The sequence below is a fragment of the Streptomyces acidicola genome (genome assembly GCF_009377235.1).
Classification (GTDB): Bacteria; Actinomycetota; Actinomycetes; order Streptomycetales; family Streptomycetaceae; genus Streptomyces; species Streptomyces acidicola.
The window spans coordinates 12,761-35,362 of the sequence record NZ_VMNX01000084.1 but is presented as its reverse complement, the minus strand read 5'-3'; the positions used below and the strand labels follow the sequence as shown (position 1 = coordinate 35,362).

17 protein-coding genes are annotated in these 22,602 nt (G+C 70.7%); 15 read left to right on the top strand and 2 right to left on the bottom strand.

The window, feature by feature from the left end; genetic code table 11:
- Positions 1 to 1,714 (bottom strand): RecQ family ATP-dependent DNA helicase (locus FPZ41_RS22170; RefSeq protein ID WP_152865188.1); only part of this gene is annotated, 1,714 nt, incomplete at its 3' end.
- Between the two features lie 902 nt (positions 1,715 to 2,616).
- On the opposite strand from FPZ41_RS22170, the gene FPZ41_RS22165 reads away from it, so the two are divergent.
- The 11 genes from FPZ41_RS22165 to FPZ41_RS22115 all read left to right on the top strand — a co-directional run bounded on the left by FPZ41_RS22165 (position 2,617) and on the right by FPZ41_RS22115 (position 14,740).
- Complete coding sequence (locus FPZ41_RS22165; RefSeq protein WP_322620565.1) at positions 2,617 to 3,030, top strand: DUF4260 family protein; 414 nt, start codon at positions 2,617 to 2,619, stop codon at positions 3,028 to 3,030.
- Positions 3,031 to 3,791: 761 nt separating this feature from the next.
- Entirely contained in the window at positions 3,792 to 5,078 is a 1,287-nt protein-coding gene (locus FPZ41_RS22160) for an activator-dependent family glycosyltransferase (RefSeq protein ID WP_152865186.1), read from the top strand.
- Positions 5,079 to 5,232: 154 nt separating this feature from the next.
- Complete coding sequence (locus FPZ41_RS22155) at positions 5,233 to 5,805, top strand: dTDP-4-dehydrorhamnose 3,5-epimerase family protein (protein ID WP_322620564.1); 573 nt, start codon at positions 5,233 to 5,235, stop codon at positions 5,803 to 5,805.
- A 121-nt stretch (positions 5,806 to 5,926) separates the two neighbouring features.
- Positions 5,927 to 6,994, top strand: coding sequence for a glucose-1-phosphate thymidylyltransferase (locus tag FPZ41_RS22150; protein ID WP_152865167.1), 1,068 nt, complete (start codon positions 5,927 to 5,929; stop codon positions 6,992 to 6,994).
- Positions 6,991 to 7,977, top strand: a complete 987-nt coding sequence (gene rfbB / locus FPZ41_RS22145) for a dTDP-glucose 4,6-dehydratase (protein WP_152865165.1) — start codon at positions 6,991 to 6,993, stop codon at positions 7,975 to 7,977. Before FPZ41_RS22150 ends, rfbB begins: the two co-directional genes overlap by 4 nt.
- On the top strand, positions 7,964 to 8,962 hold the full coding sequence (locus tag FPZ41_RS22140) for an NAD-dependent epimerase/dehydratase family protein (RefSeq protein WP_152865162.1): 999 nt from the start codon (positions 7,964 to 7,966) through the stop codon (positions 8,960 to 8,962). The genes rfbB and FPZ41_RS22140 overlap by 14 nt, the downstream gene beginning before the upstream one ends.
- Positions 8,959 to 10,278: a lipopolysaccharide biosynthesis protein RfbH gene (rfbH, locus tag FPZ41_RS22135; RefSeq protein WP_398642881.1), complete on the top strand. Its 1,320-nt coding sequence runs from the start codon at positions 8,959 to 8,961 to the stop codon at positions 10,276 to 10,278. Before FPZ41_RS22140 ends, rfbH begins: the two co-directional genes overlap by 4 nt.
- 42 nt (positions 10,279 to 10,320) lie before the next feature.
- Positions 10,321 to 11,064, top strand: coding sequence for an NAD-dependent epimerase/dehydratase family protein (locus tag FPZ41_RS22130; RefSeq protein ID WP_152865158.1), 744 nt, complete (start codon positions 10,321 to 10,323; stop codon positions 11,062 to 11,064).
- 43 nt (positions 11,065 to 11,107) lie between these two features.
- A complete protein-coding gene (locus FPZ41_RS22125) occupies positions 11,108 to 12,505 on the top strand; it encodes an NDP-hexose 2,3-dehydratase family protein (RefSeq protein ID WP_152865156.1) in 1,398 nt (465 codons plus the stop codon).
- Complete coding sequence (locus FPZ41_RS22120; RefSeq protein WP_322620563.1) at positions 12,502 to 13,488, top strand: Gfo/Idh/MocA family protein; 987 nt, start codon at positions 12,502 to 12,504, stop codon at positions 13,486 to 13,488. The genes FPZ41_RS22125 and FPZ41_RS22120 overlap by 4 nt, the downstream gene beginning before the upstream one ends.
- Positions 13,489 to 13,558: 70 nt before the next feature.
- Positions 13,559 to 14,740, top strand: a complete 1,182-nt coding sequence (locus FPZ41_RS22115; protein ID WP_194236177.1) for a macrolide family glycosyltransferase — start codon at positions 13,559 to 13,561, stop codon at positions 14,738 to 14,740.
- 127 nt (positions 14,741 to 14,867) lie between these two features.
- Here the strand turns inward: FPZ41_RS22115 and FPZ41_RS22110 are convergent, their stop codons facing one another.
- The gene (locus tag FPZ41_RS22110; RefSeq protein WP_152865152.1) at positions 14,868 to 15,356 is read right to left on the bottom strand and encodes a phospholipase; all 489 of its coding nucleotides are present in this window, start codon (positions 15,354 to 15,356) and stop codon (positions 14,868 to 14,870) included.
- A 421-nt stretch (positions 15,357 to 15,777) separates the two neighbouring features.
- On the opposite strand from FPZ41_RS22110, the gene FPZ41_RS22105 reads away from it, so the two are divergent.
- The 4 genes from FPZ41_RS22105 to FPZ41_RS22090 all read left to right on the top strand — a co-directional run bounded on the left by FPZ41_RS22105 (position 15,778) and on the right by FPZ41_RS22090 (position 22,523).
- Complete coding sequence (locus FPZ41_RS22105) at positions 15,778 to 17,544, top strand: DUF4192 domain-containing protein (RefSeq protein WP_228022895.1); 1,767 nt, start codon at positions 15,778 to 15,780, stop codon at positions 17,542 to 17,544.
- Positions 17,545 to 17,816: 272 nt separating this feature from the next.
- On the top strand, positions 17,817 to 19,793 hold the full coding sequence (locus tag FPZ41_RS22100; RefSeq protein ID WP_194236176.1) for a glycogen debranching N-terminal domain-containing protein: 1,977 nt from the start codon (positions 17,817 to 17,819) through the stop codon (positions 19,791 to 19,793).
- 131 nt (positions 19,794 to 19,924) lie between these two features.
- Complete coding sequence (locus FPZ41_RS22095; RefSeq protein WP_152865150.1) at positions 19,925 to 20,683, top strand: NUDIX hydrolase; 759 nt, start codon at positions 19,925 to 19,927, stop codon at positions 20,681 to 20,683.
- 40 nt (positions 20,684 to 20,723) lie between these two features.
- Positions 20,724 to 22,523, top strand: coding sequence for an ABC transporter ATP-binding protein (locus tag FPZ41_RS22090; protein ID WP_322620562.1), 1,800 nt, complete (start codon positions 20,724 to 20,726; stop codon positions 22,521 to 22,523).
- Positions 22,524 to 22,602 lie beyond the last annotated feature (79 nt).

The following is a 22,602-nucleotide window of genomic DNA, read 5'->3' as shown; positions in this document are numbered from 1 at the left end:
TGTATAAGAGACAGGAGAGCAGGGGGCGGAGCCGGTTGCCCCAGCCGATGTCGGAGAGCCGTCCGAGTGCGCGGCCGGGGGCGGCCTGTTCGCCGGGCGGGATGCGGCCTTTGAGGTCGACGCCGATGGCCGGGAGTCCGGTCGGCCACATCTTGCGGGGTTCCACCACGACCCCGGCGCGGCCGAGTTCGCCGCGAGCGGCGTCCAGGGCGGCCGGGGAGACCTCGGTCGTGAAGGGGGCCCCGGTGCAGTTGTCGCAGCGGCCGCAGGGGGCTGCCTGCTCGTCGTCCAGCTGGCGGCGCAGGAACTCCATGCGGCAGGCCGCCGTGGTGGCGTAGTCGCGCATGGCCTGCTGCTCGGCCGCGCGCTGTTTGGCGACCCAGGCGTACCGCTCGGTGTCGTACGTCCAGGGTTGGCCGGTGGCGATCCAGCCGCCCTTGACTCGTCGGACGGCACCGTCGACGTCGAGAACCTTGAGCATGGTCTCCAGGCGGGTGCGGTTCAGCTCCACAAGGGGTTCGAGTGCGGGCAGCGACAGCGGCCGGTCCACCTGGGCGAGGGCGTCGAGGGTGCGGTGGACGATCTCCGCGGGCGGGAAGGCGATGGAGGCGAAGTATGCCCAGATCGCCTCGTCCTCGCGGCCGGGCAGCAGGAGCACCTCGGCGTGCTCGACGCCGCGGCCGGCGCGCCCGACCTGCTGGTAGTAGGCGATGGGGGAGGAGGGGGAGCCGAGGTGGACGACGAAGCCGAGGTCGGGTTTGTCGAAGCCCATGCCGAGCGCGGAGGTGGCCACCAGCGCCTTGACCCTATTGGCGAGGAGCGCCTCTTCGGCCTGCTGGCGTTCGGCGTTCTCGGTCTTTCCGGTGTAGGCGGCGACGGTGTACCCGCACTGGCGCAGAAAGGCGGTGACCTCTTCGGCGGCCGCGACAGTGAGGGTGTAGATGATGCCGGAGCCCGGCAGGTCGCCCAGGTGGTCGGCGAGCCAGGCCAGCCGGTGGGCGGCGTCGGGCAGCCGGAGCACGCCCAGGCTCAGGCTCTCGCGGTCCAGCGGACCGCGCAGGACCAGTGTGTCCGAGCTGGTTCCGGTGCCCAGCTGCTCGGCCACGTCCGCGGTGACCCGTGTGTTGGCGGTGGCGGTGGTGGCGAGCACCGGCACACCGGGCGGCAGCTCGGTGAGCACGGTGCGCAGCCGCCGGTAGTCGGGGCGGAAGTCATGGCCCCAGTCGGAGATGCAGTGGGCCTCGTCCACGACGAGGAGTCCGGTGGCGGCGGCCAGCTTGGGCAGGACGTTGTCGCGGAAATCCGGGTTGTTGAGCCGCTCCGGGCTCACGAGGAGCACATCCACGGTGCCCGCGGCGACCTCGGCCTGGATGGTCTCCCACTCCTCGGGGTTGGACGAGTTGATCGTCCGGGCGCGGATGCCGGCCCGGGCGGCGGCCTCGACCTGGTTGCGCATCAGCGCGAGCAGAGGAGAGACGATGACGGTCGGCCCCGCGCCCCGCTCGCGCAGCAGGGCGGTGGCCACGAAGTAGACGGCGGACTTGCCCCAGCCCGTGCGCTGGACGACCAGGGCCCGGCACCTGTCGGCGACCAGTGCCTCGATGGCCCGCCACTGGTCCTCTCGCAGCCTGGCCGACCCCGAGCCGTCCCCGATGAGGCGAGCCAGGACCGCATCGGCGGCCGTCCGCAGATCCGCGCTACTGCTGTGCATCATGCATCCATACAACAGGACACCACCGACAACCGGGGACACAGGCCAGCCGGCGCCCGACGGCTCGGGAGCAGGTCAGCCCGTGCCTGACGGCTCCGGGGCAGGGCAGCGGGCGCTCGTGGCAGGTGTTCGAAGTTTTTCGAGAGCTACGCGCGTCGACCGTGCGCGAGCTGGGCATGGAGACTTCCATGCGCATGCACAATCCGCCCCGGGCGGATCCTGGCCGCCGACCCCCGCTCGGCCTCACCGTGCCGAGTTTGGCGGCCTTTTAGCGATCCCGGGCACCGTGAAGGCCGCGTGGCCGGGACCACTTCATCCACCGCGGACCCGGCCGGCCCGCTCACCCCTGGACGGAACCGAGACGGAGCACCATGACGCGCGACCTGTCCCGGAAGGGTCCGGACGACGAGCCAGACCCTGCGACACGGCTGGTCCGCATTCCGTACGCGGGCGGCGGAGCCTCGGCGTTTCGGCGCCGCCCGGCCGCGAGGAACGGTGCGACGAACCCGGAGTCCGAGGTATCCGAGGTACATGCCGGGGAGCGCCACGTGGGGCGCGGCCGCGCACTGCGCACGATGCCCGGCGGGCACTTCGTCGTCAGGGCGGACAGGGGCGCGTCCCTGCGTGAACTCGCCTCCCTGACACGCCTGTACGCCACGGAGCGCGTCGCGGTGCAACACGCCCGCACCGCGACGACGGCGGCGGCCGGTCGTGAGAATTTTCACGTACCGGCGCTTCACTTGTCATGCCGGGGCCATGACAGCATCCCTGGCGTCGGACGCAGGTCCGCCGACCCCGTCGACCGGGGAACGAGGTGGCCTTCCGGCCCTCCCACGACCATCGCCGAGCGGCCCTCCGGCGCCGCCCCGAGTTTGTACTGATCCAACCTGAAAGGAACATGTCCCGTGTCACACGACGCCGCGGAAGGCGCAACCAGGAGCTCGGCCTCACCGCAGGTCCGTGTCGCCTGGGGGCTGTTGTCCGCCGTGCTGCTGGTCTTTGCGGTCTTCGAGGCGACGAAGTACGGCGGTTGGGTGGTCGTCGCGGCACTCGCCGGTGCCGTCGTACCGGACCTGTCGTTCCTCCTCGGTCTCTCCGGCCCGCACCAGCACGGCCGACTGCCCCGCAGGGCCGTTCCCGTCTACAACCTGGTGCACCGGCCTGTCACCGCCATCGTCGTCATGCTGACCTGCCTGATCCCCGAGTCTCCGTCCGTCGCGGTTCCCCTGTTCAACTTCGGTCTGACCTGGCTGCTGCACATCACCGTCGACCGGGCCCTCGGTTTCGGCCTGCGCACTGCCGACGGCTGGCAGCGCTGACATCCCCTGGGGTGCCCCCGCAGGTACCCCGCGTGGACGCTTGGTTCCCGCAAAGCGCCCCTCGTTCATGAGGAGTTGCGGGCCAAGCGCTCCCTCGCCCACATGCGGCTGCCCAGCGGCAGCCTGTTCACCACGGCTACGCCTTCGTACTTTTGGGCGTAGCCGTCGCCGTTGACCGAGAGCGCGGGTCCCGTACACAGTGCGAGCGCGCGGCGCAACGTCCGCGAGGCCGCCTCGTACTCGCGCCGGCCGTAGGCGGCCCGGCCCCCGTGCGCGGTTTGGCCGTGGACGGCGTACGAGGCGGCGCGGAGACCGGTGCCATGGCCCGGCTCCCTTGAAGGAACGACAGCCGCACCTCCATGACCGGTCGGCCGCCCGCCGTATCCCGTCGCATTTCGCCGTATCCCGGCACAGCCACCCGTCCGTGCGGCGCAGGCCCCTTGCACTCCGCACATGGTTCCGCGGGTGATTCCACACATGCTTCCGCGGGATGCCGGGGCCACGTCCGCCCCGGCCGTTGAGCCCGGGGGCACCCAGGAGCCGGTCACCCCGCCCACGCCGCGCCGGCACAGCGCCCGCGAGAAGGCAGAGAGGCCAGGAGGCCAGAAGGCCAGAAGCCGAGAAAACCTGTCCGGCACCCGGACCTCCGACGGGGCCATGGCCCGACCGCCTTGCACAAGCGGCTCTTTAGACCCCCCTCGCACGATTCCATCGAACAGCACGCCGTCGGCGTCGGGCCGGCAGTCTCCGAGAGGTCAGCGATGCGCGTTCTATTCACCGTCTTTCCGACATCGGCACATCTGTATCCCGCCATCCCGCTGGCATGGGCGCTGCAGGCTGCCGGCCATGAGGTCGTGGTGGCGAGCCCCGAAGGCGTGGTCGACCCGAAGGTGATCACGAACATCACCTCGGCCGGCCTCACCGCGGTGTCGCTGGGCGGCAAGGAGGAGCTCACCGCCTCGCTGGCCCCCCTCATCGCCGGCGCCGGCGCCAACCGGCCCACTCTGGCGCTCGACCCCGATGACGAGAACGCCTGGCGCACGGCCAGGGCCGTCCTCGGGGGCATGTTCAACGCCTACTACCCGCCGGCCCCGGCGGAGGGCGGGCGACGACCGATCCTGGACAACCTGGTCGAGTTCGCCCGCGAGTGGCGCCCGGACCTGGTGCTGTGGGACCCGCTGGCGCCGACCGGCGCGGTGGCCGCACGTGCCTGCGGCGCCGCCCACGCACGGCTTCTGTTCGGCATGGACAACATCGGCCTGATCCGCGCCAAGACGCGACAGGAGCTGGCCGATCCGTCCTCGGACCTCACCGAGGACCCGTGGATGGCGTGGCTGGGCCCGGTGCTGGAGCGGTACGGCCTCGACTTCACCGAGGAGACGCTGGTCGGCCAGTGGACCCTGGACCTCACCCAGTCCCGGATGCGCAACCCGCTCGACCTGACGTACATCCCGGTCCGCCGGGTCCCGTACAACGGGGCCACCACGCTTCCGCAGTGGCTGTACTCCCGGCCCGAGCGGCCCCGCGCGGTGCTCACCCTCGGGGTGAGCCGGCGACTGCTCGCCGGTCAGCACAGCGGCTTCCCGATGCGGGAGTTCTTCGACTCCGTGTCCGGCCTGGACCTGGAACTGGTCGCGACGCTCAACAGCGAGCAGCTCGCCGCCGTGGGCACGCTCCCGGAGAACGTCCGCGCCATCGAGTACGTACCGCTCAACCAGGTGCTGCCCACCAGCTCGGCGATCATCCACCACGGTGGCGGCGGGACGTTCGCCGCAGCCGTCGCCTGCAAGGTGCCGCAGCTCGTCGTGCCGCTCCCGATGTGGGACGAGATGGTCACGGCACGCTACGTCGCCCGCCGCGGCGCGGGACTGGTCGCCGACCCGGCGGCGATCGACGTCGACAGCCTGCAGAAGGACCTCGTCCGGCTGGTGGAGGAACCCTCCTTCCAGCTCGGAGCCCGCGGTCTGTACGAGGACATGCTGGCCGCCCCGGCGCCGAAGGACGTGATCCCGGTCCTGGAGCGGCTGACCGCCGAGCACCGCGGCTGACCGCCGAACACCGCGGCTGAGCGGACAGCTCCGCCACCGCACGGCTCCCCCGCACCCGCGCCGCGCCACCGGCCCCGGGGGCGGGGCGCCCGGACCCGCAGGGCCCCAGCCCGTACAGCACGAGTCGAGTTCAGGACGAAAGGGCGAGCGAGCCGTGCGCATCGAAGAGACCACCATCCCCGGCACGTACCTGATCGAGCCGGACCACCTCTCCGACGACCGGGGCGTGTTCTACGAGTCGATGCGGTCCGACGAACTGGAGCGGTCCGCGGGGATCGACTTCCAGCCCCGTCAGATCAACTACTCGGTGTCCAGGCGCCACACCCTGCGCGGCATCCACAGCGTCAGCATCCCCCCGGGACAGGCCAAGTTCGTCACCTGCGTACGGGGCGTGCTGCGCGACATCGTCGTCGACCTGCGGATCGGTTCGCCCACCTTCGGCAGACACCAGGTGAACGAACTGGACGCCGCCTCGGGCCGGTCCGTGTTCGTCCCGGAGGGCGTCGGGCACGGCTTCCTGGCGCTCACCGACGACGCCTGCATCTGCTACGTCGTCTCCAGCACTTATGTCCCCGGAACACAGATCGACATCAACCCGCTCGACCCCGACCTGGACCTCCCCTGGGACTGCGTCGGCACACCGCTGATCTCGGACAAGGACGCGAAGGCACCCACGCTGGCCGAGGCCCTGGCAGCAGGCATGCTGTCCGACTTCGACGCCGCCTGACACTGCGTCACCCCGCCCTGCCGGCCGTCGGCGCACCGGGAACGCGTGCACGGCCGAGCGGCTGCGAACCGCGCACCAGACCGAAGAGGCAACAACCCATGAGAAATCGAGAGGACCTGCCATGAAGGCTCTGGTGTTGGCGGGCGGGTCGGGCACCCGCCTACGACCCTTCAGCTATTCCATGCCCAAACAGCTCATCCCCATCGCGAACACTCCGGTCCTGGAATACGTCCTGAGGAACATCCTGGACCTCGGCGTGACCGAGATCGGTGTCATCGTCGGCGACCGCGGCCCCGAGATCCGCCAGGCGATCGGGGACGGATCACAGTTCGGCGCACAGCTGACCTACATCCCGCAGGAGGCCCCGCTCGGCCTCGCCCACACCGTCGCCATCGCCCGGGACTTCCTCGGCGACGACGACTTCGTGATGTACCTCGGCGACAACATGCTCCCCGACGGGATCGCCGGTATCGCCGAGGAGTTCGCCGCGCACCGCCCGGCCGCCCATGTCGTGGTGTACAAGGTCCCGGACCCGCGCGCCTTCGGCGTGGCCGAACTGGGCCCCGGCGGCGAGGTGCTGCGCCTGGTGGAGAAGCCCCAGCAGCCGCGCAGCGACCTGGCCCTGATGGGCGTGTACTTCTTCACGGCCGCCATCCACGAGGCGGTCCAGGCCATCGAGCCCAGCGCCCGCGGCGAACTGGAGATCACCGACGCGATCCAGTGGCTGGTGTCGTCGGGCGCGGACGTACGGGCCGGCCAGTACGAGGGCTACTGGAAGGACACCGGGAACGTCGAGGACGTCCTGGAGTGCAACCGGCACATCCTGGAGAGCCTCAAGCCCGCGGTCGACGGTGAGGTCGACGACGCCAGCGAGCTGGTGGGACCAGTCATCGTGGAAGAAGGGGCGCGCATCGTGCGCTCCCGCATCGAAGGGCCGGCGATCATCGGCGCCGGCACCGTCGTGGAGGACAGCCACATCGGCGCGCACACGTCCATCGGGCGTGGCTGCGCGGTCACCGGAAGCCGGCTGGAGTACTCCATCGCCCTGGACGGCGCCTCGGTCACGGGGGTTCAGGGTCTGCGCAGTTCTGTCATCGGTCGCTCCGCCTCCGTCGGTACCAGTGGGCAGAGCACGGACCATTACCGCCTGGTCGTCGGAGACCACACCCGAGTGGAAGTCGCGGCATGAGAATCCTCATCACCGGCGCCGCCGGTTTCATCGGCTCCAACTTCGTCCGTAACCTCCTCGCGGACACCTACGCGGGGTGGAAGGGCGCCCAGGTCACCGCCCTGGACAAGCTGACCTACGCGGGTAACCGCGACAACCTGCCGGCCGCGCACCCGCGCCTGGAGTTCGTCCAGGGCGACATCTGCGACGGGGCCCTGCTGCGCGAACTGCTGCCCGGACACGACGCCGTGGTGCACTTCGCCGCCGAGTCCCACGTGGACCGCTCGCTGGAGGGCGCGGGGGAGTTCTTCCGCACCAACGTCCTGGGCACCCAGACGCTCCTCGACGCCGTGCTGGACACCGGGGTCGAGCGGGTCGTGCACGTCTCCACCGACGAGGTGTACGGCTCGATCGACGAGGGCTCCTGGACCGAGGACTGGCCGCTGCTGCCCAACACCCCGTACGCGGCCTCCAAGGCCTGTTCCGACCTGGTCGCCCGCACCTACTGGCGCACCCACGGAGTGGACCTCTCCATCACGCGCTGCTCCAACAACTACGGGCCGTACCAGCACCCCGAGAAGCTCATCCCGCTGTTCGTCACCAACCTGCTGGAAGGCCGGCAGGTGCCGCTGTACGGCGACGGCGGCAACATCCGCGAATGGCTGCACGTGGACGACCACTGCCGCGGCATCCACCTCGTCCTCGACGGCGGCCGGGCCGGTGAGATCTACAACATCGGCGGCGGCAACGAGCGGACCAACCGCGCCATCACCGAGCGTCTGCTCGAACTGACCGGCTCGGGACCGGAGATGATCCGCCACGTCGCCGACCGCAAGGCGCACGACCTGCGGTACTCCATCGACGAGTCCAAGATCAGCAAGGAGCTCGGCTACGCGCCGCTGACCGGATTCGAGGAGGGCCTGGCCGCCACGGTGGCCTGGTACCGCGACAACCCCGACTGGTGGAAGACCGTCAAGCACGGGGTCGAGCGTGCGAACGACTGACCACGTCGCCGCGGCCGGGCTCCGTGTCGTGGTGCTCGGAGGCACGGGTTACCTGGGCCGCCACATCGGCAAGGCGTTCCTCGCCGACGGCGCCCAGGTGCACCTGGTGTCCCGGAACCCGGCGGAGGACGGCCCGGAGGACCCGCGTCCCGTCCGCATGGACCTGCTGACGGCCGGCCCGGCGGAACTCACGGCGTTCTTCGCTTCGCTGGGGCCCGACGTGGTGGTCAACGCCGCCGGCCGGGCCTGGCGGGCCGACGAGGCCGAGATGACCGCGGGCAACGCGGACCTGGTCCTGAGGGTGACGGAGTCCCTCGTCGGCCTGCCCCGCCCGCCGCGGCTGATCCAGCTCGGCACCGTCCACGAGTACGGCGCGGGTACACAGGGCGCCGGCACCCCCGAGGAGCAGGAGCCCGCTCCCGTCACACCGTACGGGCGCACCAAACTCCTCGGCACGCAGGCCGTCCTGCGGGCCTCGGCGGACCACGGCCTGGACGGCGTGGTCCTGCGTCTCGCCAACGTGATCGGCGCCGGGGCGCCGACCGGCAGCCTCTTCGGCATGGTGGCCGCGCACCTCGGCGCGGCCGCCCGCGCCGAGTCCCTGGGCGAGAAGCCGGACGAGCTCAGGCTCCCGCCGCTGCGCGCCCACCGCGACGTCGTGGACCTGCACGACGCCGTGGACGCCGTACGGGCCGCCGCCACCGCCCCTGCGGCGGACGTCAGCGGCCAGGTGGTCAACATCGGCCGCGGCGAGGCGGTTCCGATGGACGCACTGATCCACCGCATGGTCGAACTCAGCGGTGTGGATCTCCCGGTCGTCGAGACCGTTCCCGACCAGCCCACACGCACGGATGCGCAGTGGCAGCAACTGGACGTCTCACGGGCGCTGCGGCTCCTGGGATGGCAGCCGCGGCGCACCCTCGACGCCTCGCTGCGCGACCTGCTGGCGGCCGCGGTGCCGGCGCCAGTCAACGGAAGGAAATGACGATGAGCGACAACCCCGACAGCAAGGAACTGGTGCTGGACCAGGTCCGCCAGTACCACCGGGAGACGGCGCCCAACCGGGAGTTCGTGCCCGGTGTGACCGAGATCTGGCCGTCCGGCGCGGTCCTGGACGAGGAGGACCGGGTCGCCATCGTCGAGGCCGCGCTGACCATGCGCATCGCCGCCGGGCCCAGCTCCAAGAAGTTCGAGTCCGCCTTCGCCAAGCGCCTGAAGCGGCGCAAGGCCCATCTGACCAACTCCGGTTCGTCGGCGAACCTGCTCGCCGTCTCGTCGCTCACCTCGCACCAGCTCGGTGACCGGGCGCTGAAGCCGGGCGACGAGGTGATCACCGTCGCCGCCGGATTCCCCACCACCGTGAACCCGATTCTGCAGAACGGGCTCATCCCGGTCTTCGTGGACGTGGACCTGGCCACGTACAACACCACGGCCGACCGGGTGGCGCGCGCCATCGGCCCCAAGACCCGGGCGATCATCATCGCGCACGCGCTCGGCAACCCCTTCGAGGTCGCCGAGGTGGCACAGCTCGCCAAGGACCACGGCCTGTTCCTCATCGAGGACAACTGCGACGCGGTCGGCTCCACCTACGACGGCCAGATCACCGGCACCTTCGGCGACCTGACCACGGTCAGCTTCTACCCGGCGCACCACCTCACCATGGGCGAGGGCGGCTGCGTCCTCACCTCGAACCTGGGTCTGGCCCGCATCGTGGAATCGCTGCGCGACTGGGGGCGGGACTGCTGGTGCGAACCCGGCAAGAACAACACCTGCTTCAAGCGGTTCGAGTACCAGATGGGCAACCTGCCCGCCGGGTACGACCACAAGTACATCTTCTCCCACGTCGGTTACAACCTGAAGGGCACCGACATCCAGGCCGCGCTGGGCCTGACGCAGCTCGACAAGCTCGACGGCTTCATCGAGGCGCGGCGCCGCAACTGGCGCCGGCTGCGTGAGGGACTGGACGGAGTGCCGGGCCTGATGCTCCCCGAGCCGACGCCCCGGTCCGAGCCGAGCTGGTTCGGTTTCGTCATCACCGTCGACCCCGAGGCCCGCTTCACCCGCGCCGAACTGGTCGCCCACCTGGAGGAGCGGAAGATCGGCACCCGGCGGCTGTTCGCCGGCAACCTCACCCGCCAGCCGGCCTACATCGGCCAGCCCCACCGCATCGTCGGCGAGCTCACCAACAGCGACGTCATCACCGAGCACACCTTCTGGATCGGCATCTACCCGGGGCTCACCGACGAAATGCTCGACTACATGACCGCCACGATCAAGGAGTTCGTGGCCCAGCGTGGCTGAGCCCGACGGACCGCCTCCCACTCAGAGATCAGGACGACGACGATGGAGATAGTGGGAACCGGATTCCTGGCGCGGAGTCTGCGTCCGCTGGCCGGCCGGCATCCGGACACCGTTGCCCTCGCGGCGGGGGAGTCCAGGACGAGCGGCGCCTCCGACGCGGACTTCGCGCGGGAGGTCGCACTGCTGCGCGATGTCGCCAAGCAGTGCGCGGCCACCGGACAGAGACTGCTGTTCTTCTCTACAGCCGCGACCGGAATGTACGGATTCGCCGAGGGGCCCGGCAGGGAGGACACCCCGGTGACCCCCTACACCCCCTACGGCGCACACAAGCTCGCCCTGGAGGAGCAGCTGCGCGAGACCGGGGTCGACCACGTCATCCTCCGGCTGGCGCATCTGGTCGGACCGCACGGGCGGTACCACCAGCTGATCCCGACGCTGCTGCGGCAGGTACGCGAAGGGTCGGTGACCATGCACCGGGGCGCCTCCCGTGACCTGATCCGGGTCAGCGACGCGGTGACGATCATCGACCGGCTGGTCGCCGCGGGTCTGCGGGCCGACACGGTCAACGTGGCCTCCGGATACGCCGTCCCGGTGGAGGCCATCGCCGACCATCTCGCCGGCGAGCTGGGACTTCAGCCGCGCAAGGAGTACGTGGACACCGGCGTCCAGTACGACATCTCCACGGAGAAGCTGCGCGCCCTGGTCCCTGAAGTGGCGGACATGGGCTTCGGCCCCGACTACTACCGCCTGGTCCTCAACGACTTCCTCGCGGCCGAACATGCCTGACACGGTCGCGAACGCATCACGAGAAAGGCGGGGAGTCCCTCCGATGCCGTCCCACATCATCCAGACGCGTGAGAACACGAGCCTGCCCGCCCGCATCGCTCGGTCGGCCGCCACCGCCGAAGGTGCGCACCTGAGCACCGAGGACTTCGGCGACTGGCTGGCCGAACGGGGCAGGGCCAATACCTTCCGGGTGGAGCGGATACCGTTCGCCGAGCTGGACGGCTGGTCGTTCCAGGAGTCCACCGGGAACCTGGTGCACCGCAGCGGCCGGTTCTTCACCGTCGAGGGACTGCACGTCACCGAGGACGGCGAACCGTACGGCGACGGTCCGTACGCCGAGTGGTACCAGCCCATCATCAAGCAGCCCGAGGTGGGGATCCTCGGCATCCTCGTCAAGGAGTTCGACGGGGTGCTGCACTTCCTGATGCAGGCGAAGATGGAGCCCGGCAACCCGAACCTGCTCCAGCTCTCGCCCACGGTCCAGGCGACCCGCAGCAACTACACCAAGGCCCACAAGGGCGCGGACGTCAAGTACATCGAGTACTTCGTCGGGCCGAACCGCGGCCGGGTCATCGCGGACGTGCTCCAGTCCGAGCACGGCTCGTGGTTCTACCGCAAGTCCAACCGCAACATGGTCGTGGAGGCCGTCGGCGACGTGCCGTTGCTGGACGACTTCTGCTGGCTCACCCTCGGCCAGATCCACGAACTGCTGCGCCGGGACAACGTGGTCAACATGGACTCCCGTACGGTGCTGTCCTGCCTGCCCTTCGCGGACGCCTCGGACGGCGCGCTGCTCTCCGACGTCGAACTGCACTCGTGGATCACCGGCGAGCGCACCCGGCACAGTGTGCGGGCCGAGCGCGTCCCGCTGGAGTCCATCCCCGGCTGGAAGCGCGGCGACAGCACCATCGAGCACGAGGAAGGCCGCTACTTCAACGTCGTGGCCGTGTCCGTGCAGGCGGGAAACCGTGAGGTGACGGGCTGGACCCAGCCCCTGTTCGAGCCGGTCGGCCTGGGGGTCACCGCCTTCCTCACCCGCGAGTTCGGCGGCGTCCCGCATGTGCTGGTGAACGCCCGGGTCGAGGGCGGCTTCCTCGACACCGTCGAACTGGGACCGACCGTGCAGTGCACTCCGGACAACTACGCCCACCTGCCCGAGGCGGAACGCCCCAGGTTCCTCGACACGGTGCTGCGCGCCGGCCCGGACCGCATCCGCTACGAGGTCGTGCACTCCGAGGAGGGTGGCCGCTTCCTCAACGCGGAGAGCCGCTTCCTCGTCGTCGAGGCGGACGAGGCCGACGCCCCGCTGGACCCGCCGCCCGGCTACGCCTGGGTCACCCCCGGGCAGCTGACCTCCCTGGTCCGGCACGGCCACTACCTCAACGTCCAGGCTCGCACCATGCTCGCCTGCCTCAACGCGACGGCGGTGCGGACCCCGTGACCGGACCCCTGCGGGTGGGCGTGATGGGATGCGCGGGCATCGCGGTGCGCCGTATGCTTCCCGCCTTCGAGGCCTGCCCCGACATCGAGATAGCGGCCGTGGCCAGCCGTGACGAGGCCAAGGCACGACAGGTCGCGGAACGCTTCGGTTGCCGTCCCGTCCACGGATACGCCGAGCTCCTCGAACAGGACGACATCCAGGCCGTGTACGTGCCGCTGCCCGCGGCCCTGCACGCCGAGTGGACCGAGGCCGCACTGACCGCGGGCCGGCACGTCCTCGCCGAGAAGCCCCTGACCACCGACCGCCACCGCACCGGCGAACTGCTCGACCTCGCCCGCACCCGGGGCCTGGTGCTCATGGAGAACGTCATGTTCGTCCATCACCACCGGCACGAGGAGGTACGGCGCCTGGTGGCCGAGGGTGCGATAGGTGAACTGCGTGCGTTCCACGCGGCGTTCACCATCCCCCCGCTGCCGGACGGTGACATCAGGTACAACGCGGAACTCGGCGGCGGGGCGCTGGCGGACGTCGGGGTCTACCCGCTGCGAGCCGCACTGCACTTCCTCGGCCATGACCTCGACCTTGTCGGTGCCCGCCTCGTCCAGGGTCCGGGACGCCAGGTCGAGACCTCCGGCGCCGCACTGCTGAGCACACCCGGCACCGTCACGGCCCAGATCACCTTCGGCATGGAGCACGCCTACCGCTCGTCGTACGAACTGTGGGGCAGCGAGGGCAGCATCACCGTCGACCGGGCGTTCACCCCGCCCGCCGACCACGTCCCCGTGATCGGCCTGAACCGCGGCGGGACGGTCGAGAAGATCCGGCTCGAACCGCACGACCAGGTGGCGGCCACCGTCGCGGCCTTTGCCGCAGCGGTGCGCACCGGAACTCTCCCGGACACCGGAGCCACCCTGCGGCAGGCCGAACTCCTCGACGAGATATACCGGTCCGCCTCGCGCGGAGAACCCAACGGAACCGAATGAGCGGCCGCTGCCCGGGCCCTCGGCGACGACCGGCCGAAGGGCAACCGGCAGCACATGGAAGGAGACACTCGTGCAACGCCATATCGCTTTCTTCAATTTTCCGGCCGTAGGCCATGTCAATCCCACGATCGGCCTGGTCGAGGAACTGGTGAAGCGGGGCCATCGCGTCACGTGCACCGCGACCGAGCATTTCGCCCCCATCGTGAAGGCCGCCGGTGCCGAACCCGTCAAATACGAATCGGTCTTCGGCGACTTCTACCGTGCCCCCCTGACCGCCGCGGAGAACGCGGGCGAGGGACTGCGGTGCCTGAACGAGAGCACGTCCCTCGTGGAACAGGTCGCACCGTTCTACGAGGGGAACCTGCCGGATCTGATCATCCATGACTTCATGGCGTGGGGTGCGCGTTTCTTCGCCGCGAAGAACGACATTCCGTTGATCCGCACCTTTCCGGTGTTCGGAGCGAACGAGCACTTCTCGCTCCGGGAGAAGTTCCCGGTGGCGGAGCTGAACGACCCGCAGATCATGGAAGCGGTGCAGAAGCTCGCCGGTGTGCTGCCCCAGTTCGGTCTGCCGGCCGACCCGATGGGCTTCCTTTCGAATATCGAGAAGCTCGGTATCGTCTTCCTCCCGCGTGAATTCCAGTACGCGGGCGAGACCTTCGACGGGCGGTTCGTCTTCACCGGTCCCTGCATCGCCGAACGCCCCTACCAGGGCACCTGGCAGCCGGCCTCGGAGGACCGGCCCGTGCTGCTGATCTCGCTCGGCACCTCGGCCCGGGGCTGGTCGGAGTTCTTCACGATGGCCATCGAGGCCTTCGGTGACTCCGAGTGGGACGTTCTCATCACCGTCGGCGAGCACACCGACCCCGCCGACCTCGGGCCGCTGCCCGCGAACGTCGACGTACGGCGCTACGCCCCCCAGCTCGACGTGCTGCGCCACGCCCGGCTGTTCATCACCCACGGCGGCATGAACAGCACCATGGAGTCGCTGTACAACGGCGTGCCCATGGTGGTCGTGCCCCAGACGAGCGAGCAGCGGGCCAACGCCCAGCGCGTGGACGAGCTGGGCCTCGGCCGCCGTCTGGCCAAGGAGGACGTGACGGTGGAGAGCCTGCGTGAGGCCGTGGCCCAGGTGGCGGGCGACGCGTCCGTGGCCGACCGGGTGCAGGCCATGCGGGAGCGCATGCGCTCCGTCGACGGTCCGGCCGTCGCGGCCGACGCCGTCGAGGCGTACCTGAACAGCCAGGACTGAACACCCCAGGATCGAACACCCGCGCCCGCGGCACGGATTTGTGTCGCGGGCATGGTGGAACTTGGCGCCGTGTAGTGCTGAGCGCGGGTCCCTCGTGTGAACGAGGGACCCGCGCTTTTTTTCATGGTCAGCCGACCGGCTGTGCGCCACCCGTCTTCTGGCTCACGCCGAAGATGTTGACGGCCTGGTAGTACGTCCACGCCGTGGCGTCGCAGGACGTCTTGGTGGCGCCGGAGTAGTTCGCGCAGACCCGCTTCAGGTCCGCGTAGAAGGCCGAGTCGAGCCGGGACTTGTTGGCGCTGAACGTGCCGGCCGCCTTGTAGTTGCGGTAGCCGAAGTCATGGCGCGCGCAGGCGGTTGCGAACGGGAAGCCGAAGGGGTTGTCGGGCGAGGACGAGCAGTAGTCCGTGGACCAGTCGAAGCCGTAGGCGGACCAGGCGCCCTGGTTGTTCCGGGCCGAGACCCACGCGTTGTAGCTGCTCGCGGACTCCTGGGTCCAACTGCTGAGGACCTGCGGCTTGTCGGCCGGAGCCGCGGAGGCGGACGTGGCGGTCAACAGGGAGGCGGCGACGGCGAGCACGGCTGAGGCGAGGGGAAGAGCCAGACGTCTGCGCATGACGGAATAACCTCCGGATGGGGTGTGGGAGGAAGACGCTCCGTACCGGGTGGCAGGGAGCGAACACAGCGTCAACTGAGCGGTTGTCGCGCGGGTCTACGCGCGGTGATCGCTGCGGGAATAGTCCCCCACATCTCGATGGAGGCAAACCCCTCTCACGCTGAACTCCTCGATTTCAGCACCCAGTTGACGGCATTCCGCCCCGGATGACCGGTCTGTGCGACGCGCTGTGTGTGGTGGCAAGTGCACAGAACCGGCCATGTACTTGGTGCTCGGTGAGGGCGTCAAGGCTTCGTGCAACCCGGTGCCACGGACATCGCGTGAACGAGGGGGCCGGACTGTGGACAACCCCTGACGTGGCCATGGTTGGACTTATCCACAGGGCAAAGCGGAACCCTGGAATCCGCGAGATGGTCACGGCATGACGAACCACAGCGAAGCAGTCGGAACCTCGGACAACGGCGACATCAACGGCGACATCAACGGCGACACCAAAGGCGACAACTACAGCGACATCAACAGCGACATCGGCGGACAGCGGGGGAGCGGCGGAGGCGACGGCCGTGACCTGGCCCCGCGCATGGGGCCTGAGCACGGGTCGGAGGAGCGGGGGAGCCCGGCGGGCAGGGAGGACGCGACGGCCACGAGCCACGAGCAACCTTCCGTGCACGCGAGGCACGAGGACGCATCCACCGTGCCCGGACATGACGAAGCCAGGGTGTACGCGGGGCACCGGTCAGCGACCGGTCCGTGCGGGGAACACCAGGTCACGCTGCGCACACCGGCGGAGCTGGCCGATGCCCTGCCCTACCTGCTCGGCTACCGGCCCGAGGACAGCATCGTGCTCGTCGCCCTGCACGACCGGGACGGCCGGGGGCGGTTCGGCGGACGGGCGCGCCTCGGCATCCCGGCGCAGGCCGACGACTGGCTGGCCGTGGCCGAGCAGTTGGCGCACGGGCTCGTGACCGGCAGCGAACGCCGAGGTGCCAGGCCGGAGAGCATGGTCGCGTTCCTCTGTCAGGACCCGTCGGGCGGGGAGTCGGCGCGGGAGGTGATGGAGCGGCTGCGACCGCTGTCACAACTGTTGCGCAGGGCCTGCGGCCGGCTCGATGTGCCCGTTGTCGAGGCTCTGTGCATCTCCGACGGCCGTTTCTGGTCGTACTGCTGCCCCGGCAACGGCTGCTGTTCCTCCGAGGGCGAGGCGATGGGGCTGCCCGGTACCTCGGTCCTGGCCGCCGCGGCGACGTACGCGGGCCTTCAAGTGCGGGGCACCTTGCGGGAGCTGAGGGCCAGGCTCATCCCCTGGGTGACGGCGGCCGCCCTGCAGCAGGAGGCGGCACTCGACGCCGCGAACAGGACGGTCGTCCCCCGCATCCTGGATGAGGAGGATCGCTCCGCGATGGCCGAGGAGACCGTTGAGCTGGCACACCGCCTGATGGGCCGTCTGGCGGCCGCTCCGCATGTGTCCGGCACGCTCCAGGCGGACCTCCGGGACGACGAGCTCCTCGGGCACGACGAGGTGGCGACGCTCATTGTCGGCCTCCAGGACCGCTCGACCCGTGACCGCGTGGCCGAGTGGATGGAGGACGACGAGGCAGGGCCGGCCCTGCGTCTCTGGCGAGCTCTCTCCCGCCGCTGCGTCGGTGCCTACGGCGAGCACGCCGCGGCTCCTCTCACACTCGCCGGCTGGGTCGCCTGGTCCTCCGGTGACGAACTGGAGGCGAGGGAAGCTCTGGCCATGGCCCTCGCCGCCGACCGCGACTACCTTTTCGCCCGCCTCCTCCACCAGGCCTGCAACGAAGGCCTCGACCCGGAGTCCATCCGCCGCTGCCTCCGCGCGGAACGCAAGAACCGCACCGAGGCCGAGGCTCTGGAGGCCCCCGCAGACGGCTTCACCGGGCGGAAGAGCGAGAACGGCGCACAGGAACCGGCTCGCCACATCGCGTGCACCCCGGGGCCGTCCGGGACCAGCCCGCGGCGCCGACGCCGGGCACGATCCGAGGACGGCTCCGGTGTTCGCGCCACCCGGCGACCTTCCTGGGCCCTGGGTGAGCGCCGACCGCGGTCGGCCGACGGCACCCCACCCGTCGGCGACGGCCCGGGCCGAGCGACGGACAACCCTCGCGGTCGCACACGAGCCCGCCGGGGTACTGGTGGCTGCGGCAAGGCGGCAGAGGCATCGACGTGAGATGGGTGTCGTGCACATGTCAAGATCGCGCCATCTGCTGGCCCCTGGACGGCGGACACCGGCACGGACGGCAGCCCCTGCCCACTTCCCCATTCCGCAATTCGGTCGCCTTCGCAGACCTGGGCCGTGACCCGGCGGAGGCCCGCTCCGTTCACCTGAGTGGCGGAACCCCAGGCTGGGCCGCGCCGCCGTACCGTCCCCGCCCCTCCGGAGCCCGCGCCGCCTGGCGGCGAGAACACCGCAGGTGCACCGAGCGCAGAGGAAGCCGCCGCATGCCCCTGCTCACCCCGTCCTCCACCCCCATGGGCCTGCCGCCCGCCCATGCCACGCTGATCTGCGTCGCTCTGCCGGGCCTGGCGATCTCCACGGAGCAGGGGCAGCTGACCGGCCAAGGGCTGGAGGGCTTCTACCGGTCCGGTCGGCGCACGCTCTCCCGGTGCCAGGTGCGGGTGGCCGGGCAGGAGCCGCTCGCCGTGCAGGCGCGGATGGTCGGGGCCGACCGTGCCCGGTTCATGGCGACGCTGCGCGTGTCAGCGGACGCCGGACCGGACCCGGAGGTCGTGGTGGAACGCACCCGGCACGCGGACGGCACGGAGCGGATCACCCTGTTCAACGCGGTTCCCCGCCCGCTGCGTCTCCTTGTGGAGGTGGCCCTCGGTACCGACCTCGCGGAACTGGGCGCGGTGGCCTCCGGCAGGGCGGGACCCGAACTGCCCGCCAGCGTCCATGACTCCGGCCTGCGCTGGTCCCGCGCCGGCGGGCACTCGGCCGTCACCGCGCAACCTCCGCCCACGGACGCGCTGGCCTCGGCGGGACTGCTGCGCTGGCACATGGAGCTCCCGCCCGGCGGTACCCGCAGTGTGGAACTGCGCGTACGACCGGACGGTGCCGGACCCGTCAGAGCGGTGGGGCGCGGCGCGCAGAGCCCCATCGCCCGGGCCACGGCCGCAGGCGACGACCCCGGGGTCCAGTCACTCCTGCACACGTGCATCGAGGACCTCCAGGCCCTGCTGCTGCGCGACCCGGTGAACCCTGCCGACACGCACCTCGCGGCAGGAGTGCCCTGGCGCTGCGGCATGGCTCCGGCCGACGCCCTCGTCGCAGCCCGGATGACGCTGCCCCTGGGCACCCGTCTTGCCGCAGGTACCCTCCGCACCCTGGCCCGCACCCAACTCCCGGGCACGGGAGCGCGGTCCGGCATGATCCCCGGACCGCGACGGGACGCCGGTCCACACCTGCCGCCGGGCTGTACCGGCGTCGAGGCCACCCTGCTGTTCCCGGCTCTCCTCGCGGAGGCACGACGCTGGGGGCTCCCGGAACACGAGACGGAGAAGCTGCTTCCCGCCGCCGAACGCTGTCTGCGCTGGCTGAGCACCACTGTCGGGGACGGCCCCTACGTGCCCGACCCGCACCACGGCGGGCTGCTGCTCTGTGAGACACAGGCGCACGCTCATCGGACCGCGGTCCTGGGGGCCGACCTCCTGGACTCGTACGGCAGACCCGGCGGTGCAGCACTGAGGGACTGGGCCCAGGAGCTGAGGGCCACGTTCCGGGAGGACTACTGGATCGAAGATCGGGACGGTGGCAGACCGGCGGCCGCCCGCACCAGGGACGGACGAGCTCTGCCCCACCTCGGCTCCGGAGCCGTCCACCTCCTCGACACCGGTCTCCTCGGCTCGGGAGCGACGGCCCCGGGCCTGCTCGACAAGGTGCAGACCGAGCAGCTCGCGCGGCTGCTGGGCGGACCGGCCATGGACTCGGGGTGGGGGCTGCGGAGCCTGGGCGCGAAAGAGCCGGCGTACAACCCCTTTGGTCATCGGGGCGGAGCCGTACGGATCCAGGACACGGCGATCGCGGTCGCGGGACTGGCTGCCGCGGGACATGAGAAGGAGGCGGGCTCGCTGCTGCGGGGTGTGCTGGCGGCGGCTCAGGAGTTCGGCGGGCGGCTGCCTGAGATGTACGCGGGGCAGCAGCGTACGGCCGGGAGCGCACCCCTGCCCCACCCCTCGGCCTGCAGACCGGCCGCGACGGCCGCGGCCTCCGGCGTGCTGCTCCTCACCGCCCTCGCCGGGATCCGCCCCGACGCGCCCGCCGGGTCGGTCACGCTGCGACCGATGCGCGGTGCGCCCCTGGGCGAGATCAGCCTGACAGGGCTGCGGGTCGCGGGTGCGCCGTTCTCCGTGCGCGTCACCAGGCTCGGCCTCGCCATGGTCGAGGAGGCGGCCGATGGGCTGCAGCTGGGGGTGTGACCTCGGACGACGTGTGAGCGGACAGCCTGACGGCGGTGGCTCGCAGGGGCCGCACCGGACAGAAGTGGATCAGCTGTGGAGGTGGCGGCGAAGGGCGTGTTTATCGTCAGGGAGACGACTAGGATCACGATATGCCCTACGACCCGTCAGCGTTTCCGCCCTTCGCCGTCACCGTGGACCTGGTCGTGCTGACCGTGCGCCGCCATGACCTGTGTGCGCTGGCGGTGCGGCGGGGCGAGCAGCCGTTCCAAGGGCGGTGGGCGCTTCCCGGCGGGTTCGTGCGGCCCGACGAGGACCTGGCCCAGGCCGCCGCGCGCGAGCTGGCCGAGGAGACCGGGCTGCGTGCGCACGACCCGGCCGCCCCGGCCCAGGACAACGGCGCGCACCTGGAGCAGCTCGCGACGTACGGCGACCCCAAGCGTGACCCGAGGATGAGGGTCGTCAGCGTCGCCCACCTCGCACTCGCTCCCGATCTGCCCGCACCCAGGGCAGGTGGTGACGCCAACATCGCGCGCTGGGCGCCCGTGGAGGAGTTGCTGCAGCAGGGCGGTTACGCCCGTGACGGCGAGCCGGTGGCGCCACTCGCCTTCGATCATGCGCAGATCCTGTCGGACGGCGTCGAGCGGGCCCGCTCCAAGATCGAGTACTCCTCGCTGGCCACCGCTTTCTGCCCGCCCGAGTTCACCGTCGGCGAGCTGCGTCGTGTCTACGAGGCCGTGTGGGGGGTGGCTCTCGACCCGCGCAACTTCCATCGCAAGGTGACCGGCACCCCCGGCTTCCTGGTGCCCACCGGGGGGACGACCACGCGCCAGGGAGGTCGCCCGGCTCAGCTGTTCCGTGCGGGTGGTGCCACGCTCCTCAACCCGCCGATGCTGCGCCCCGAGGTCTGACACCACAGAAAACCGGACATAACCCGCTATCTTGCTGTGGGTGATCCAGGCCATCGGACTGACCAGCACCCCTCGCAAGGAGCTTCCGCCCGCCGTCGACAACGTCTCCTTCGAGGCTCTCTCCGGCTGTGTCACCGTGCTCCTCGGTCCAGCGGGCGCGGGCAAGACGACGGCGGTGCGGCTCATGCTCGCACTGCAACAGGGCCGCGGCGTCGCTTACTTCAGGGGCCGTCCCCTGCATCGCATCGACCACCCCTCGCGCGAGGTGGGTGTCCTCCTCGGCGACGTACCCGGCCATCCGGCCCGCACGGTCCGCGGTCACCTGCGCATGCTGTGTGCCGCAGCCGGCGTGCCCGCGCAGCGCGCCGACGACGTCCTCGACGTCGTGGGCCTCGTCAGTCTGCGCGACGAACGACTGGGGACACTCTCGCGCGGCATGGACCGCCGTCTGGGGCTGGCCTGTGCGCTGCTGGCCGACCCGCACACCCTCGTGCTCGACGATCCCGCCGCCGGGCTGTCCGTCCGTGAAAGCCGCTGGCTGCACGGGATCCTGCGTGCCCACGCGCTCCAGGGCGGCACCGTGCTGTTCACGACGCGCGACCCCAAGGAGGCGGCGCAGACAGCCGACCGGGTCGTCACACTGGAGGAGGGACGGCTCGTCGCCGACCAGGAGGCGGCCGACTTCGCCCGTACCCGGCTCCGTCCCCGCGTTGTCGTCCGCAGCCCGCACGCCGTCCGCCTGGGCGCCCTGCTCACCAAGGAAGCCCGGACCACGCAGCGTTCCGTCGAGGTCGTGCGCGAGGACGGCAACCGGCTCTCCGTATACGGCAGTACCTGCGCCGACATCGGGGAGACCGCGTTCCGGCACGGCATCCTCGTACATCAACTCGCCGATGAAGTCGGCGACATGGGGCCGCCTCGCGCCACCGACGGTGCCGGTGCGGCTCTCACGGGCGATGACGGCACGACCGCTGACGACGAACACGGAGAGACTGAGCCGGCGCACACGACCGGGCCGTCGGAACCGGACGGCCTCCCGGAGCTCCCGCCCCCCGTCGACGTCCGCCCGGCCCCGAGCCCTCTGCGCCCGCTCCGTTACGAACTGCGCAGGGCCACCGGAGTCGACACAGGCTTCTATACCGTGGCCGCCGTACTGATCACCTCCGCCGTCATCTCCGTGATCCTCGCGGGCATCGGTCATGCCCCGCAGCCGCGCCTGCTGGCCGCCTGGCCGGAGGAGCTGCCGCTGCCGCCCGCCGCGCTGGGGGCGGGCTTTCTCGGTGCGATCGCCTTCGGTGACGAGTTCCGCCACCCCGCCCTGGCCGCGGATCGCGGCACCGTCCCCCGCCGGCTGGGGCTCCTCGCCGCGAAACTCCTCGTCGCCGCGGTCACCGCGCTGATGCTGGCCTTCCTCACGGTGGGCTGCGACCTCGAAGTGCTCTACCTCGTCTACGGACCGGAGCTCGCCGACGTTCCCGCCGACTGGCTTCCACTGGGCGCCAGTTGGATCGGCCTCGTCGTGGGGTGCTCCTGGGCCGGTGTGCTGGCTGCCGGCATCTTCCGGTCCACGACCGCGGGACTGGCCGCGGTGCTCGCGGTGCCGGTCCTCGTCGTGCCCCTTGTGCGCAAGGTCCTGGAGGGGATGACCGTCCGGGCGGCGGCCGGGTTCTCGGCGCGGCTGCACGAGCTGCCCCTGATGCCGTGGCCCTTCGGCGGGGAGCGCTATCTGACCGTAGCGGCCCGGATGATCGCCCAACCCGTGGGCGGTGCACTGCTGTTGTCGCTGACCGCGCTGCTCGGCGCATATCTGCTCACGACCCTGCGGGGCAGGGTCCGATGACGGAGACGGACGTCTCCTGACCGCTATCCGCACCCGTCCGATCCCACCTTGCGCGCAACTCCTCGAAGAGCGCCCGTTT

Bases quoted from the DNA above. Each gene is read 5' to 3' on its own strand.
- FPZ41_RS22110 (WP_152865152.1), bottom strand. From the start codon at position 15,356: ATGCGCAGACGTCTGGCTCTTCCCCTCGCCTCAGCCGTGCTCGCCGTC.
- FPZ41_RS22125 (WP_152865156.1), top strand. From the start codon at position 11,108: ATGCCGTCCCACATCATCCAGACGCGTGAGAACACGAGCCTGCCCGCC.
- FPZ41_RS22150 (WP_152865167.1), top strand. From the start codon at position 5,927: ATGAAGGCTCTGGTGTTGGCGGGCGGGTCGGGCACCCGCCTACGACCC.
- rfbH (WP_398642881.1), top strand. From the start codon at position 8,959: ATGACGATGAGCGACAACCCCGACAGCAAGGAACTGGTGCTGGACCAG.
- FPZ41_RS22160 (WP_152865186.1), top strand. From the start codon at position 3,792: ATGCGCGTTCTATTCACCGTCTTTCCGACATCGGCACATCTGTATCCC.
- FPZ41_RS22130 (WP_152865158.1), top strand. From the start codon at position 10,321: ATGGAGATAGTGGGAACCGGATTCCTGGCGCGGAGTCTGCGTCCGCTG.
- FPZ41_RS22100 (WP_194236176.1), top strand. From the start codon at position 17,817: ATGCCCCTGCTCACCCCGTCCTCCACCCCCATGGGCCTGCCGCCCGCC.
- rfbB (WP_152865165.1), top strand. From the start codon at position 6,991: ATGAGAATCCTCATCACCGGCGCCGCCGGTTTCATCGGCTCCAACTTC.
- FPZ41_RS22105 (WP_228022895.1), top strand. From the start codon at position 15,778: ATGACGAACCACAGCGAAGCAGTCGGAACCTCGGACAACGGCGACATC.
- FPZ41_RS22095 (WP_152865150.1), top strand. From the start codon at position 19,925: ATGCCCTACGACCCGTCAGCGTTTCCGCCCTTCGCCGTCACCGTGGAC.